The following is a 13,157-nucleotide window of genomic DNA, read 5'->3' on the forward strand; positions in this document are numbered from 1 at the left end:
ATGTCAGTAGTTCCGCGATAGCTCAGTCGGTAGAGCAAATGACTGTTAATCATTGGGTCCCTGGTTCGAGTCCAGGTCGCGGAGCCAAATTCCAATCGGGGTATAGCGCAGTCCGGTAGCGCGCTTGCTTTGGGAGCAAGATGTCGGGAGTTCGAATCCCCCTACCCCGACCATATTTGGGTCGTTAGCTCAGTTGGTAGAGCAGTTGGCTTTTAACCAATTGGTCGTAGGTTCGAATCCTACACGACCCACCACCATTCGAAGAAGCCCGCCTAGCGCGGGCTTTTTCGTGTCTGGCGTTCGGGTGTTGCGGCGTGGTCACTCGCTTGTCTCTCCTATTGTGCTTGCGGGAGAGGGGGGGGGGGAGGGGGTAAGCGGGGTATGTGGACGCCGGTTTTGCCCTCTCCCGCCCTGCGGGCACCCTCTCCCATGAATGGGAGAGGGTCATCAGAAGGCCGCTCCGCGGCCGCTTTCAGTGCAGTTTCAGGCGCGGCTCGGTGCTGCGGCCGATGCGGTCGCTGAGCATCAGCAGCAGCGTGCGCGGCACGCCGTACAGTGCCATCTGGTGCATGCGATACAGCGACACGTAGAACACGCGCGCCAGCCAGCCTTCCAGCATCACGCTGCCGGTGAGGTTGCCCATCAGATTGCCCACGGCGGAGAAGCTCGACAGTGAAATCAGCGAGCCGTAGTCACGATAGCGATACTCCGGCAGTGCCTGGCCGCTGATCTTCAGGCGCAGCGACTTGGCCAGCAGAGACGCCTGCTGGTGCGCGGCCTGAGCGCGCGGAGGGACGTTGCGCCCTTCGCTGCCGGGTTGCGGGCAGGCGGCGCAGTCACCGAAGGCGAACACATCGTCATCCCGCGTGGTTTGCAGTGTCGGGCGTACCTGCAGCTGGTTGATGCGATTGCTCTCCAGGCCATCCAGGTCCTTGAGAAAACCCGGTGCGCGGATACCGGCGGCCCACACCTTCAGGCTGGCGGGGATGAAGTTGCCGTCGGCGGTCTTCAGGCCTTCGGCCGTCACCTCGCTGACGGCGGCGCCGGTCAGCACGGTAACGCCGAGTTTCTCCAGGGTCTTGTGTACTGGCCGGGCGATGCGCTCGGGCAGGGCCGGGAGAACGCGCGGGCCCGCTTCGATCAGGGTGATGCGCATGTCTTCGGGGCGAATCCGGTTCAGGCCGTAGGCTGCCAACTGTTTCGCCGCATGGTGCAACTCGGCCGCCAGTTCCACCCCGGTGGCTCCCGCACCGACGATGGCGATGTTGATCTGCGAGCCATCCTCGTGCTCGCTGGCGTGGGCGCGCAGGTAGTGGCTGAGCATGCGGCGGTGGAAGCGCTCGGCCTGCTCGCGGGTGTCCAGCAGGATGCAGTGCTCGGCGGCGCCGGGCGTGCCGAAGTCGTTGGTGGTACTGCCCACCGCGATCACCAGGCTGTCATAGGCGATGCGCCGCTCGGGCATCAGCACCTGGCCGTCATCGTCCAGGGTGGGGGCCAGGGTGATGTGCTTGTCCGCTCGGTCGAGACCGGACATGCGGCCGAGCTGGAACTCGAAATGATTCCACTTGGCCTGCGCCACGTAGTTCAGTTCGTCTTCCGAGGAGTTCAGCGAGCCGGCCGCCACTTCGTGCAGCAGGGGCTTCCAGATGTGGGTGAGGTTGGCGTCGACCAGGATGATCCGGGCTGCGCCGCTCTTGCCCAGTTTTCTACCAAGGCGGGTGGCCAGCTCCAAACCGCCGGCGCCGCCGCCGACAATCACGATGCGATGGGACATGGAAAGTGCTCACAAGGCTTTGAAAAAGACGGTGTGAGTGCGAGAGGGCGAGCGCGAGGCAGCTCATAGCACCAGTCGACTCAGAAAGCGGCTCAGCAGGCCCAGGCCGATGACGGCGATCAGCACGATGGTGAGCAGGCGCCAGACGTGAAAGGGCTGACGCTCGACCTGATGCTGCGGCGCACTCAGGTACTGATCGACTTTCTGCTGGTCTTCGGGGCTCAGGCGGCTGGTCATGGAAGGGCCTCTGCGTGAATGCGGCTATTCTAGGCGCGCCCGCCAGCCTTGGCGAGCGTCGTTGTCCTGCGGGTCAGAAAGGTTGTCGAGGATTTCGACTCGCACGCTGTCGTCGAGGCGAATGATGCCGCCCTCGATCACCCGTGCGGTGATGCCGCCATGGCCGCGCATGGCCTGGAAGGTGCCACGGCCCAGGCGCTCTTCGAGGCGCGCACAGGGCTGGCACCAGCCGGTGGTCTGCAGGAGCGCCTGGCCGATGCGGAAATAGCGGCCCTTGAGGCTGAACAGGTTGATGCCGGCGACCGCGATATTGCGCCGTAGCTCGTCCGGCGGCAGTGGCGTGTCGCGGCCGAGCAGGGCGGCGACCACGGCAAGGTGCTCCCACTGGATCAGGGTGACCTGCCGTGCGTTGCGTGGTCCGGGGCGGCTGTGGTCGCCGGTCAGTCCGGCTTCACGGCGGGCCTCGACGGCTTCGACTTCGAGCATGGCTTCCCGTGCCTTGGGGCGCACGCCAATCCAGCGCACGCGTCCGCTTTGCGGCACATCGGCCAGCAGTTCCTGCAACGGGCTCACAAGCCGATACCGATGTCGAACAGCACGCTGCGGCCCAGGTTGTGGCGCAGAAAATCCGGGGCGTCCGGGTGGGCGAACAGCACGCGGGCGAAGCGCGGACCGACCAGCGACAGCGAGCGCCAGCCCTGGCGCAGGTACTCGGTGGGCGGTGGGAAATGGCTGTTGCAGTCCAGCACGGCCCGCTTGAGGCTGACGAACGCGACCAGGTCCAGCTCGCCCAGGTCGATGCCACGCTCGCGGTAGTTGTGTGCCTTCTTGCGCAAGGTCGGGGCCAGGCGCGCCTGCATTTCGCTGGCGGGAATGCGCTTGGGGCGGGCTTCGCGGCGCACCAGTTGGCTCAGGGAGAAGGCACTGCGACGGCGTTCCAGCTCGGCTCGCCATTCGTCGTTGAGGCGCCGACCTTCGTCGAGGACGAAGAACACTTCGAAGTTGGCCTCGCGAAACAGCACGTCGGGCGGTTCCTGGCCGCTCGGGTTGAAGTCGTCGCTGTGGTGGCGCACGTTCAGTGCCTGCAGCAGGCGCTGGCAGACCCAGCGTTCACGCTCCCATTTCCTGGCGTTGGAGAGGAAGGCGTTGGCCTGTTCGGCCTGATGCGTGAGCAGACGCAGGTAGTCGGAATCGTCCATCACCGAAGCTTAGCCGTTGCACGGGGCGATGCGCCAGGTGTCTGAACAGGCGTTCTGAGGCGGTGTAGACTGCCTGGCAAACCCCGCGAGCGACGAACGGAAAGGAAGGTCGAGACCCCATGATCGCTTCTGAGCTGTTGGCGTTCAGCACATTGCTGGGCGGTTGGCTGATCTATGCACTGGCGCTGCTCTGGGCGCTGGTGCGCGCGCCCTGGCTGGAGCTGTTCAGCGATCTGCGTCGCCAGCACCTGCTGTTCGGCACGATGCTGGGGTTGTTCCTGCTCTGGCTGGTGCGTCGCGATTTCGACTCGGGGCTGTCCTACCATTTCATCGGCATGACGGCGGTCACCCTGTTGCTGGACTGGCCCCTGGCGATACTGGCAGGCCTGGCAGCGCAGATGGGGTTGCTGGTCATGGGGCGTCTGGATCTGGCCGCGCTTGGCGTCAATGGCGTGCTGCTGGTGCTGATCCCGGTACTGGTCACCGAGCTGTGCGCGATACGGGTGGAGCGCGCGCAGCCCCGCAACCTGTTCGTCTACATCTTCTTCTGCGGCTTCTTTCCCGCGGCGCTGGCCACCCTGATGACCTTACTCGGTGGTCTGGCATTGCTGTGGATGGACGGCCTGTACCCGATGCCGCCATGGCTCGATGACTTTGCCGGGTACCTGTGGCTGGTGGCGTTTCCCGAGGCCTTCATCAACGGCACGATCGTCACGGCGCTGGTGGTGTTCTATCCCGACTGGCTGGAGACCTTCAATCGTAGTCGCTACCTGCAGGCGCCCTGGAAGGAAGGCGATCGCGGCGAGTGAATGGCGCTGCATCGAGCGCCTGAATGGCGGGCCAGGCGTTGATGCGGGTCAATGCCCGGGCAGGGGCGTGCGCCATGCTGTGGAAAACCACGGGAGGCTACGGCATGAGCATTTACAAGTGGGCCAGAGACGCCCTCGGCGACGACATGCGTGAGGCCGAGGCGCAGGGCTTCGATCGGCTGATGGCGCTGCGCGCGTTGCTGGCGGAGGTGGTGCAGCAGAACAAGGCGTCGCGCGACGCGCAGGAACTGGCGCACGAGTTGCAGTTTCTTGCCGACAACCTCGACGAGGAACGTGACTACGCTTTCATGCGCCCTTGAGCGGCAGCAAGGCGTCTTTTCCGATGGTGGGCTGCTCGGCCAGGCGGTTGCTGCTCAGTGCGGCCGCGTCGGCAGGTCGCCGCTGAACAGCTCGTCTTCCAGGTTGTCGCCGGGGATGGCGTGTTCTTCCGCAGCCCAGGCGCCCAGATCGATCAGTTTGCAGCGTTCGCAGCAGAAGGGGCGGTAGGTGCTTTCCGCTTTCCATTCGACGGGCGCGCCGCAGGTGGGGCATTGAACGGTGGTGGTCATGATTGGCCTCCGCGCAGGGTCAGATAGAAGGTGTGCAGGCGCTCGACTTCCGCATCGAGCCAGGCCAGGTCGCGATCGTTGTTCAGTACATCGTCGGCATGCCGCAGTCGCTCCTCGCGGCTGGCCTGTGCCTGCATGATGGCGCGTACCTGCTCCTCGGAGCTCTGGTCGCGGGCGATGGTGCGTTGCACCTGCAGGTCAGCGGGCGTGTCGACGACCAGAATACGCTGCGTCATATGGCGCTGGCCGGACTCCACCAGCAGTGGCGACACCAGGATGGCGTAGGGCGACTCGGCGCGCGCCAGGACCTGCACGATTTCCTGGCCGATCAGTGGGTGCAGCAGGCTTTCCAGCCAGCGGCGTTGCTCCGGGTCGGTGAAGATCAGCTTGCGCAGCGCAGCGCGGTCCAGCTCGCCATTCGCCTGCAGCACGTCGCCGCCGAAATGCTCGACGATCCTGGCCAGCGCCGGTCGTCCCGGCTCCACGACCCAGCGCGCCGCGTGGTCGGCATCGACCACATGTACGCCGCGTTCGATGAAGCCTTGCGCCACGGCGCTCTTGCCGCTGCCGATGCCGCCGGTGAGGCCAAGTATCCAGGGTTTCATAACGCCGATGCGGTCCCGTGATTGCTCAAGGGCGCGATTGTAAGGGGGATTGCCGGGTGAGGCGAACAGTCAGTGGATGCGTACCTGCCGGCGAGCGGATGAGCACGCGTATTGCTGGCGAGCTGACTCCTGCGGGAGTCAGCGTCATGGCCTGGGGGCGTATGGGTTCCTAGAAACCGGCGAACTTCAGGTAGCTGCCGGTAATCACATCGCCCCACAGCAGCGCGATCCAGCCGGCAATGGCCAGATAGGGCCCGAAGGGCATCGGCGTGCTGGAGTCGCTGCCGCGCATGCGCAGCAGGATCACGCCAAGCACCGCGCCAACCAGCGAAGACAGGAGGATGGTCAGCGGTAGAATCTGCCAGCCACCCCAGGCGCCAAGCATCGCCAGGAGCTTGAAGTCGCCGTAGCCCATGCCTTCCTTGCCGGTGATCAGCTTGAACAGCCAGTACACCGACCACAGGCTCAGGTAGCCGGCAATGGCGCCCCAGAGTGCGTCTTCCAGGTTGGTGAACAGGCCGAAGCCGTTGACGATCAGGCCCAGCCACAGCAGCGGCAATACCAGAATGTCCGGCAGGATCTGGTGGTCGGCGTCGATCAGGCTCATCGCCAACAGGCCCCAGGTCAGCGCCAGCATGGCGCCGGCCTGCCAGGTGAAGCCGAAGTGCCAGGCGATATAGCCGGACAGCACGCCGCAGGCCAGTTCCACCAGGGGGTAGCGCTTGCTGATGGGCGTCTTGCAGTTCGAGCATTTGCCACGCAGGAACAGGTAGCTGATGACCGGCACGTTCTCCCAGGGGCGAATTTCATGCCCACAACCAGGACAGCTGGAGTTCGGCAGCACCAGATTGAACGTCTCTGCTGGAGGTGCCGGCGGCATCTCCAGCACCTCGCGCGCCTGGGCTTGCCAATCGCGTTGAAGCATCTTCGGCAGGCGGTAGATTACGACGTTGAGGAAGCTGCCTACCAGCAAACCAAGTAGGACTGCACACAAAACAAAGGCCAGCACATGGCTGGCCAGAAAGTCGAGTAAGGGCATCGATCAGACCACAGCACCCAGCTGGAAGATAGGTAGATACATCGCAATAATCAGACCGCCCACTAGCACGCCGAGTACAGACATGATGAGCGGTTCCATCAGGCTGGTGAGGTTATCAACCATGTTGTCCACTTCGGCTTCATAAAAGCTGGCGACTTTATCGAGCATTTCATCCAGCGAGCCTGACTCTTCGCCAATGGCCGTCATTTGCACTGCCATTGACGGGAAGGTGCCAGTAGTCCGCATTGAAAAATTCAGCTGCATACCCGTTGAGACATCTGCCTTGACTTTGTTGGTTGCGGTTTTGAACACCACGTTGCCTGTGGCACCGGATACGGAGTCAAGGGCGTCTACCAGAGGTACGCCCGCAGCAAACGTGGTTGAGAGTGTTCGTGCGAAGCGCGCTACTGCGGATTTATAGAGAATGTCTCCAACGATTGGGAGCTTGAGTACGCTGCGGTCAACCGAGTCGCGTAGCTTCTGGGAGCGTTTCATTGCCTCCTTGAACGCAAAGGACAAGGCCAATATGGCGACCACGAAGATAAACCACCATTGCTGGAGAACCTCGGAGATATTGATCACCATCTGAGTGAAAGCTGGTAGCTCCGCACCAAAACCGGCAAACACCTCCTGAAACTGTGGGACCACTTTGATCAAGAGAATTGCCGATACGATGACCGCAACCACGATGACTGCAATAGGATAGGTCATCGCTTTCTTGATCTTGGCCTTCAGTGCCTCGGTCTTTTCCTTGTAGGTGGCAATACGATCCAACAGGTTTTCCAGTGCACCCGCCTGTTCACCGGACTCCACCAGGTTGCAGTAAAGCTCGTCGAAATATTCGGGCTTCTTGCGTAGCGAGGCAGCGAAGCTGTTACCTGCGGCCACCTCCTGTTTCACCTCATCCACCAGCTTGCGCATGTTGGGGTTGTCGAATCCTTCGGAGATGATGTCGAAAGACTGCAGCAGTGGTACGCCGGCCTTCATCATGGTCGCCATCTGTCGGGTAAACAGGGCGATATCCATCGGCTTGACCTTCTTGCCCTTGCTGAAGGACAGAGAGGATTCCTTGCGCACCTTGGTCGGGTTGATGCCCTGCTTGCGCAACTGTGCCTTGATCAGCGCAGGATTCTGGCCATTCATGACGCCCTTGACGGCGGCGCCGCGTCGGTCTTTGCCTTCCCACTTGAACGCGCTGGTTTTTAGAGCTTTTTCCGCCATGGTTAATCCTTGGTCACGCGGTTGACTTCCTCAAGGCTGGTAACCCCTTGCATGGCCTTGAGCAAAGCGGAGGTGCGTAGATCATTAAAGCCGTCTTTACGCATCTGTGTGGCGATATCGATGGAGTTGCCTTCCTCCATGATAATCCGCTGCAGGTTGGCCGTGTTTTTAACCACTTCATAAATACCGACACGACCCTTGTAGCCGCCCTTGCAGTTGTCGCAGCCAACCGGGCCATAGATCTTGAAGCTGCCGATCTTGTCCTCGGGGAAACCCTCTGCCAGAAGCGTCTCGCGAGGCACGTCCACCTCTTTCTTGCAACTGCTGCACAGTTTTCGTGCCAGGCGCTGCGCGATGATCAGGTTGACCGAGGTGGCGATGTTGAACGACGGCACGCCCATGTTACGCAGGCGGGTCAGGGTTTCCGCCGCGCTGTTGGTGTGCAGGGTAGACATCACCATGTGTCCGGTCTGGGCGGCTTTGACCGCGATGGACGCTGTGTCCAAGTCGCGAATCTCACCCACCATGATGATGTCCGGGTCCTGACGCAGGAAGGCGCGCAGGGCCTGGGTAAAATCCATGCCCTGTCGTGGATTGACGTTGACCTGATTGATGCCCTCCAGGTTGATCTCCACGGGGTCTTCGGCGGTGGAGATGTTCACGTCAGGCGTGTTGAGTATGTTCAGGCCGGTATAGAGCGACACCGTCTTGCCGGAGCCGGTCGGGCCTGTAACCAGAATCATGCCCTGGGGTTGTTTGAGCGCACTGAGGTAAAGTTCTTTTTGCTCTTCTTCATAGCCCAGTGCATCGATGCCCATCTGCGCACTGGTTGGGTCGAGAATTCGCATCACGATCTTCTCGCCCCACAGGGTTGGCAAGGTATTGACGCGGAAGTCGATGGCCTTGGTCTTGGAGATCTTCATCTTGATCCGGCCATCCTGAGGCTTGCGACGCTCGGAAATATCCAGTGCAGCCATTACCTTCAGGCGGGCGGAGATGCGTGGGGCGAGCTGAATGGGAGGGCGCGCGACTTCATGCAGCATCCCGTCGGTACGAAAGCGCACTCGATAGGCTTTTTCGTAAGGCTCGAAGTGCAGGTCCGAGGAGCCACCTTTGATCGCGTCCAGCAGCATCTTGTTGACGAAGCGCACCACGGGGGCGTCATCGGCGTCTGCGCCACCGTCTCCTACCGGTTTGTCGTCGTCTACTGCTTCGACGTCCAGGCCATCAAGATCGACATCGGCGAGGTCGTCCATCCCGCTATTGGCTGAGTCGAAGAACTTGTCGATAGCGTCACCAAGTTTGTCGTCCTCGACCAGGATCGCTTCGGTGGTCAGGCCTGTGCTGAACTGTACATCGGTAACAGCCTGGTGGCTGGTTGGGTCAGAAATGCCGATGAACAGCTTGTTGCCGCGTCGCCACAGTGGCAGCACACGATGCTGGCGTACCAGCTTCTCGCTGACGAGTTCACGCGGTTGCCCTTCCTTGTCGATGGAATTGAGGTCGAAGAAGGCCACGCCAAACTGTTCGGCGGCCAGCTCTGCAAGGGCGCGACTTTTCACCAGTTTGTTCTGCACGAGGTAAGTCACCAGCGGCAACTTGTTGCGCTGCGCCTGCTGCTGGGCCTGCTGCGCGGCCTTCTCGTCCATGAGACCGGCCATCGCCAGTTGTCTTGCCAGGCCGGAAAGGGAAATGCTCTCGTTCATCACATGCTCCAAACACAATGCCTGCCTTATAACGTAGTTGCAGATGGGCTGCCAAACACGCTTGTTCGGTGTGACAAAAAACGGCAGTTAGTGCCTTGAGGTGGCGTGCGTCCGGCCTGCTGTGTTCCGGGAACTGTACAAAATTGCTGCTGTTGGAGTTGGCATGGCCTCTGCATTGATTTTTGCAGGTCGTTGGACCTGTACATTTTTAGGAGAGAAGAATGAAAGCTCAAATGCAAAAGGGTTTCACCCTGATCGAACTGATGATCGTCGTTGCGATCATCGGTATCCTGGCTGCCATCGCGCTGCCGGCCTACCAGGATTACGTTGCCAAGTCGCAGGTGACTGCTGGTCTGGCTGATATTCGTGGCGGTGTGACTGCTTTTGAAGAAATTATTCAGTCCGGCGCTTCGCGTCCAGCCAATGCTGCAGATATTGGTCTGCAGGCTAGCACTGCTCGTTGCACTATCTCTATCACCGCTACCGCCGGCTCTGAAGAGATCTCTTGTGCACTGAAAGGTAACCCAAAAGTCGCAACCAAGACTGTTGATCTTGTGCGTAATAGCTCCGGTGCTTGGAACTGCGTAGTTGACACTACTATTGATAGCAAATATCGCCCGGTTGGCTGCAACTAATCGCCTTAGCGGTTAAACTGCTACAGATAAACCCCGCTGCGGCGGGGTTTGTTTTGCCTGAGTGCAAGCGGCACTTTCATAACAACTCATACAGGTATCTGTCATGCAATACGCACGAGGCTTTACGCTGATCGAGCTGATGATTGTTGTGGCAATAATTGGTATTTTGGCGGCCATTGCCTTGCCGGCCTATCAAAATTATGTAGCCAAGTCCCAGTTGGCTGCTGGTCTATCGGATATTGCCGGTGGTCGTCCGTCTTATGAGGCTTTAGTGGTAACCGAGAATGTCAGCAGCTTTAACCTGAGCGATATTGGCTTAGTGAGTGAGACCTCACGCTGTACCGTCAGTATGAATTATGACAGCGCCGACGGTACTGGCGACATCACTTGTACGGTTAAAGGCAGCCCGATAGTCAATGGTAAAACTATTCAGTTAGTACGCTCCAGTTCCGGCGCTTGGAAATGCCAAGTGGATGCCTCTATCTCCGCTATTTATCATCCCCAAGGTTGCGCCCATTAAGTACTAAGGATAGTCCATGTTCACCTCTCGCCTTTTGCTTCGGTTCTATCTGTCGCTGGCGCTGTTTATTGTCGCGCTGGCCGCATTCTGGCCCGGTGTATCTGGCGGCTTTCTGTTTGATGATTACAGCAACATCGTCACCAATGCTTTTGTACAAATAAAAGAGCTCAACGTTGCCAGTCTGTGGAGGGCTTCCCACGGCTATTCCGATGACACCCGCCAGTTGGCCATGGTCAGCTTTGCCCTGAATGCTTATTGGGCCGGTATTCACCCCTGGGCCTATAAAGTCACCGGCCTGTTGGTGCATGCCGTCAATGCGGTATTGGTGTACTGGCTGGCGCTTCGTTTGCTGGCTTTTAGCCCGCGTATTCAATCCGGGCAACGGCCAATGGCGGCACTGGCACTGGCACTGGTCTGGGCACTGCACCCGATTCAGGTGTCTTCGGCCCTGTATGTAGTGCAGCGCATGGAGACCCTGTGCGTCACCTTTTTGTTTATTGCCCTGTTGCTGTATTTGCGCATACGCGACAACCAGATCACTGGCCAGCCGGTCAAGTTCTGGTTGTGGTCGGGGTTGCTGCTCAGCTTTGTGCTGGCGGCCCTGTTCAAGGAGAGCGCGGTTTTACTGCCGCTGTTTTGCCTGGCGTTGGAAGCAACCGTGCTGGGCTTTGCCGGCAGTAGCGGTCAGCGCCGCTTCTGGCGTATCAGCTATGGTGCGGGCTCTGCTTTAGCGCTGTTGGCTTTTGTTTTTTGGGCAGTACCGCATTACTCCAGCCTGGAGCCCTACGGCGGGCGTGACTTTAATACTGTCGAGCGTCTGCTGACTCAAGGGCGCGTGCTTTGGTTGTACATTCAGCAAATGCTGCTGCCACTGCCGCAAACCATCTATTTTTATTACGACGATATGGCCGTGTCTCGTGGCTGGTTGCAACCGTTGACCACTCTGCCTGCCGTTGTTGGCTTAGTGCTGCTATTTGCTCTGGCCGTTTACTGGCGTAAGCGTTTTACGTTGGCAGCGCTAGGTGTCTTCTGGTTTTTTGCCGCGCACTTTATCACCAGTAACGTAATCGGTTTGGAAATGGTGTTTGAGCACCGCAACTACTTTGCTCTGTTTGGCGTTTTGCTGCTGGTGGTTGAGCTGATTAGCCGTTTGCCGGTGCGTGATGGTCCGGCCATTAAGTATGTGGGTGTGACCGTGCTGGTGCTGGGAGTAGGGTTTCTGGGCGTAGTACGGGCTGCCACCTGGGGCAATCCTATTTTGCTGGCCACGGATATGACCTCGAAAAACCCCAACTCGGCGAGGGCTGCAATGGATATGGGGGTGGCTTATTTTGAGCTATCTGATGGCGATGTAAATTCGCCTTTCTACCATTTCGCGGTTCGAGAATTTGAACGCGCGTCAACATTGCAAGGTGCCAGCACCCTGCCGGATGTCAATCTTATCTTGATGCACGGCGCTGCAGGGTTTCCCGATAACCTTGTAGATATTGATGCCATCTGGCAGCGTTATTTGCAGCGTTTGAGAGCCCTCCACCTGAGTGTTGAAACCCGTGACTCGGTCTGGTCATTGCTGCAGCAGCGGCTGAATGCCCGTGATATAGATGATGAAAGGTTGCAACAAGCCATGGCGATCATTTTTGAGCGCCAAGAACAGCCGGACTACCGCCACGCCATGATGGCCGATTATCTGCTGCATTTGGGCAAGCACGAACAAGCCGAAGCACATTACCGTTTGGCTATCAGCAAAGCGCGAGAAAACGGCAACCAACAACTGATTGAGCGCATTGCTGCTGATCTGGCCGCATCCGGATATTCCCAACTGGCCAGCGATCTCACCGGATTAACCATGGCGCCCGAAGATATTTTGCTCGACAGATTGAGGCTGGACAGCACTCTGTTGCAACAACTCAATCAGGGGGGTAAATAATGCAGGGTTTATCCATCATCCTACCCGCAAAAAATGAATCTGCCGCCATCGGCGCAACCGTTAGCGGCATTCGCCAGCACTGTCCGAATGCCGAGGTGATAGTGGTCAACGACGGCTCTACTGACAGTACGGCAACGGTTGCCGAGGCTGCTGGTGCCAGGGTGGTCCATCACCCCTACAGCAAGGGTAACGGGGCGGCGATCAAGACCGGAGCGCGAGCAGCCAGTGGTGAGATCATCGTATTCATGGATGCCGACGGCCAGCATGACCCAGCTGATATCGCGCGCTTGCTAGAGGTGCTTGAGCAAGGCCATGACATGGTGGTTGGGGCGCGTCAGAAAGGTTCACAGGCCAGCTTCGGTCGCGGCTTGGCCAATGGATTTTATAACAAGCTCGCCAGTTGGATGACCGGGCACCGTATCGAGGACCTCACCTCCGGCTTCCGAGCTGTTCGGGCAGATAAGTTTCGCGAGTTTCTTTATCTGTTACCCAACGGCTTCTCTTACCCCACCACCAGCACCATGGCTTTTTTTCGAGCGGGTTATTCGGTGGCTTATGTACCGATTCACGCTGCCCAGCGTATCGGCAAAAGCCATATCCGCCTGTTACGTGATGGCACCCGTTTTTTGTTGATCATCTTCAAGATCGGTACGTTGTTTTCTCCGGTGAAAATCTTCGCCCCGGTGGCGCTTGCCATGTTCCTGCTGGCTTCGGGCTGGTATGGCTATACCCTGTATAGTTTCGGTCGCTTCACCAATATGAGTGCATTGTTGTACAGCGGCGCTGTGATGGTGTTTCTGATGGGGCTTATTTCAGAGCAGATCACGGCGTTGATGTATAAAGACACAAAGTGATACTGGTCGACATTCGGCTTATGGTTCGTGCTACAGCAGGTTTTGTCGCATATGGGCGTCCG

General features: G+C 59.2%; 15 protein-coding genes and 3 tRNA genes. 9 read left to right on the forward strand and 9 right to left on the reverse strand.

Annotated elements, in window-relative coordinates; all coding sequences use genetic code 11:
• Positions 1-11: 11 nt before the first annotated feature.
• From FIV02_RS03960 to FIV02_RS03970, 3 genes are all read left to right on the forward strand, one after another.
• A tRNA-Asn gene (locus FIV02_RS03960) sits at positions 12-87 on the forward strand.
• Between the two features lie 9 nt (positions 88-96).
• Positions 97-173, forward strand: a tRNA-Pro gene (locus FIV02_RS03965).
• Between the two features lie 5 nt (positions 174-178).
• Positions 179-254, forward strand: a tRNA-Lys gene (locus FIV02_RS03970).
• A 218-nt stretch (positions 255-472) separates the two neighbouring features.
• Here the strand turns inward: FIV02_RS03970 and FIV02_RS03975 are convergent.
• The 4 genes from FIV02_RS03975 to FIV02_RS03990 all read right to left on the reverse strand — a co-directional run bounded on the left by FIV02_RS03975 (position 473) and on the right by FIV02_RS03990 (position 3,210).
• Positions 473-1,774: an NAD(P)/FAD-dependent oxidoreductase gene (locus tag FIV02_RS03975; protein WP_037046213.1), complete on the reverse strand. Its 1,302-nt coding sequence runs from the start codon at positions 1,772-1,774 to the stop codon at positions 473-475.
• Positions 1,775-1,837: 63 nt separating this feature from the next.
• Positions 1,838-2,011, reverse strand: coding sequence for a DUF3094 domain-containing protein (locus FIV02_RS03980; protein ID WP_047592478.1), 174 nt, complete (start codon positions 2,009-2,011; stop codon positions 1,838-1,840).
• A gap of 24 nt (positions 2,012-2,035) precedes the next feature.
• A complete protein-coding gene (locus tag FIV02_RS03985) occupies positions 2,036-2,584 on the reverse strand; it encodes an MOSC domain-containing protein (protein ID WP_037046217.1) in 549 nt (182 codons plus the stop codon).
• On the reverse strand, positions 2,581-3,210 hold the full coding sequence (locus tag FIV02_RS03990; RefSeq protein WP_037046220.1) for a DUF1780 domain-containing protein: 630 nt from the start codon (positions 3,208-3,210) through the stop codon (positions 2,581-2,583). Before FIV02_RS03990 ends, FIV02_RS03985 begins: the two co-directional genes overlap by 4 nt.
• A 119-nt stretch (positions 3,211-3,329) precedes the next feature.
• Between FIV02_RS03990 and FIV02_RS03995 the strand changes: the two genes are divergently transcribed.
• Both FIV02_RS03995 and FIV02_RS04000 read left to right on the forward strand, forming a co-directional pair.
• Positions 3,330-4,019 carry an energy-coupling factor ABC transporter permease gene (locus tag FIV02_RS03995; protein ID WP_037046222.1) on the forward strand — a complete coding sequence of 230 codons (690 nt, stop codon included), beginning with the start codon at positions 3,330-3,332 and terminating at the stop codon, positions 4,017-4,019.
• A 104-nt stretch (positions 4,020-4,123) separates the two neighbouring features.
• Positions 4,124-4,339: a hypothetical protein gene (locus FIV02_RS04000; RefSeq protein WP_152487862.1), complete on the forward strand. Its 216-nt coding sequence runs from the start codon at positions 4,124-4,126 to the stop codon at positions 4,337-4,339.
• Positions 4,340-4,393: 54 nt separating this feature from the next.
• Here FIV02_RS04000 and yacG read toward each other — a convergent pair whose 3' ends face one another.
• The 5 genes from yacG to pilB form a co-directional block, all read right to left on the reverse strand.
• The gene (yacG, locus tag FIV02_RS04005) at positions 4,394-4,588 is read right to left on the reverse strand and encodes a DNA gyrase inhibitor YacG (RefSeq protein WP_037046227.1); all 195 of its coding nucleotides are present in this window, start codon (positions 4,586-4,588) and stop codon (positions 4,394-4,396) included.
• Complete coding sequence (gene coaE, locus FIV02_RS04010) at positions 4,585-5,193, reverse strand: dephospho-CoA kinase (protein ID WP_152487863.1); 609 nt, start codon at positions 5,191-5,193, stop codon at positions 4,585-4,587. The genes yacG and coaE overlap by 4 nt, the downstream gene beginning before the upstream one ends.
• Positions 5,194-5,362: 169 nt before the next feature.
• Entirely contained in the window at positions 5,363-6,232 is an 870-nt protein-coding gene (locus tag FIV02_RS04015; RefSeq protein ID WP_152487864.1) for an A24 family peptidase, read from the reverse strand.
• Positions 6,233-6,235: 3 nt separating this feature from the next.
• On the reverse strand, positions 6,236-7,453 hold the full coding sequence (locus tag FIV02_RS04020; protein WP_152487865.1) for a type II secretion system F family protein: 1,218 nt from the start codon (positions 7,451-7,453) through the stop codon (positions 6,236-6,238).
• A gap of 2 nt (positions 7,454-7,455) precedes the next feature.
• Complete coding sequence (gene pilB / locus FIV02_RS04025; RefSeq protein ID WP_152487866.1) at positions 7,456-9,159, reverse strand: type IV-A pilus assembly ATPase PilB; 1,704 nt, start codon at positions 9,157-9,159, stop codon at positions 7,456-7,458.
• A 221-nt stretch (positions 9,160-9,380) separates the two neighbouring features.
• Here pilB and FIV02_RS25085 point away from each other — a divergent pair, with 221 nt between their 5' ends.
• The 4 genes from FIV02_RS25085 (at position 9,381) to FIV02_RS04045 (ending at position 13,095) form a co-directional block, all read left to right on the forward strand.
• Entirely contained in the window at positions 9,381-9,794 is a 414-nt protein-coding gene (locus FIV02_RS25085) for a pilin (RefSeq protein ID WP_152487867.1), read from the forward strand.
• A 103-nt stretch (positions 9,795-9,897) separates the two neighbouring features.
• Entirely contained in the window at positions 9,898-10,314 is a 417-nt protein-coding gene (locus FIV02_RS04035; RefSeq protein WP_152487868.1) for a pilin, read from the forward strand.
• 16 nt (positions 10,315-10,330) lie between these two features.
• Complete coding sequence (locus tag FIV02_RS04040) at positions 10,331-12,241, forward strand: hypothetical protein (RefSeq protein WP_152487869.1); 1,911 nt, start codon at positions 10,331-10,333, stop codon at positions 12,239-12,241.
• A complete protein-coding gene (locus FIV02_RS04045) occupies positions 12,241-13,095 on the forward strand; it encodes a glycosyltransferase family 2 protein (protein ID WP_152487870.1) in 855 nt (284 codons plus the stop codon). The genes FIV02_RS04040 and FIV02_RS04045 overlap by 1 nt, the downstream gene beginning before the upstream one ends.
• Positions 13,096-13,157 lie beyond the last annotated feature (62 nt).

This window comes from Pseudomonas sp. THAF187a (assembly GCF_009363395.1).
GTDB lineage: Bacteria > Pseudomonadota > Gammaproteobacteria > Pseudomonadales > Pseudomonadaceae > Aquipseudomonas > Aquipseudomonas khazarica.

Excerpts from the sequence above, each read along its gene's own strand:
- FIV02_RS04035 (WP_152487868.1), top strand. The coding sequence starts at position 9,898 with ATGCAATACGCACGAGGCTTTACGCTGATCGAGCTGATGATTGTTGTG.
- FIV02_RS03990 (WP_037046220.1), bottom strand. The coding sequence starts at position 3,210 with ATGGACGATTCCGACTACCTGCGTCTGCTCACGCATCAGGCCGAACAG.
- FIV02_RS04015 (WP_152487864.1), bottom strand. The coding sequence starts at position 6,232 with ATGCCCTTACTCGACTTTCTGGCCAGCCATGTGCTGGCCTTTGTTTTG.
- FIV02_RS03980 (WP_047592478.1), bottom strand. The coding sequence starts at position 2,011 with ATGACCAGCCGCCTGAGCCCCGAAGACCAGCAGAAAGTCGATCAGTAC.
- FIV02_RS04000 (WP_152487862.1), top strand. The coding sequence starts at position 4,124 with ATGAGCATTTACAAGTGGGCCAGAGACGCCCTCGGCGACGACATGCGT.
- FIV02_RS03975 (WP_037046213.1), bottom strand. The coding sequence starts at position 1,774 with ATGTCCCATCGCATCGTGATTGTCGGCGGCGGCGCCGGCGGTTTGGAG.
- yacG (WP_037046227.1), bottom strand. The coding sequence starts at position 4,588 with ATGACCACCACCGTTCAATGCCCCACCTGCGGCGCGCCCGTCGAATGG.
- FIV02_RS25085 (WP_152487867.1), top strand. The coding sequence starts at position 9,381 with ATGAAAGCTCAAATGCAAAAGGGTTTCACCCTGATCGAACTGATGATC.
- FIV02_RS04020 (WP_152487865.1), bottom strand. The coding sequence starts at position 7,453 with ATGGCGGAAAAAGCTCTAAAAACCAGCGCGTTCAAGTGGGAAGGCAAA.
- FIV02_RS04040 (WP_152487869.1), top strand. The coding sequence starts at position 10,331 with ATGTTCACCTCTCGCCTTTTGCTTCGGTTCTATCTGTCGCTGGCGCTG.
- pilB (WP_152487866.1), bottom strand. The coding sequence starts at position 9,159 with ATGAACGAGAGCATTTCCCTTTCCGGCCTGGCAAGACAACTGGCGATG.
- FIV02_RS03995 (WP_037046222.1), top strand. The coding sequence starts at position 3,330 with ATGATCGCTTCTGAGCTGTTGGCGTTCAGCACATTGCTGGGCGGTTGG.
- FIV02_RS04045 (WP_152487870.1), top strand. The coding sequence starts at position 12,241 with ATGCAGGGTTTATCCATCATCCTACCCGCAAAAAATGAATCTGCCGCC.
- coaE (WP_152487863.1), bottom strand. The coding sequence starts at position 5,193 with ATGAAACCCTGGATACTTGGCCTCACCGGCGGCATCGGCAGCGGCAAG.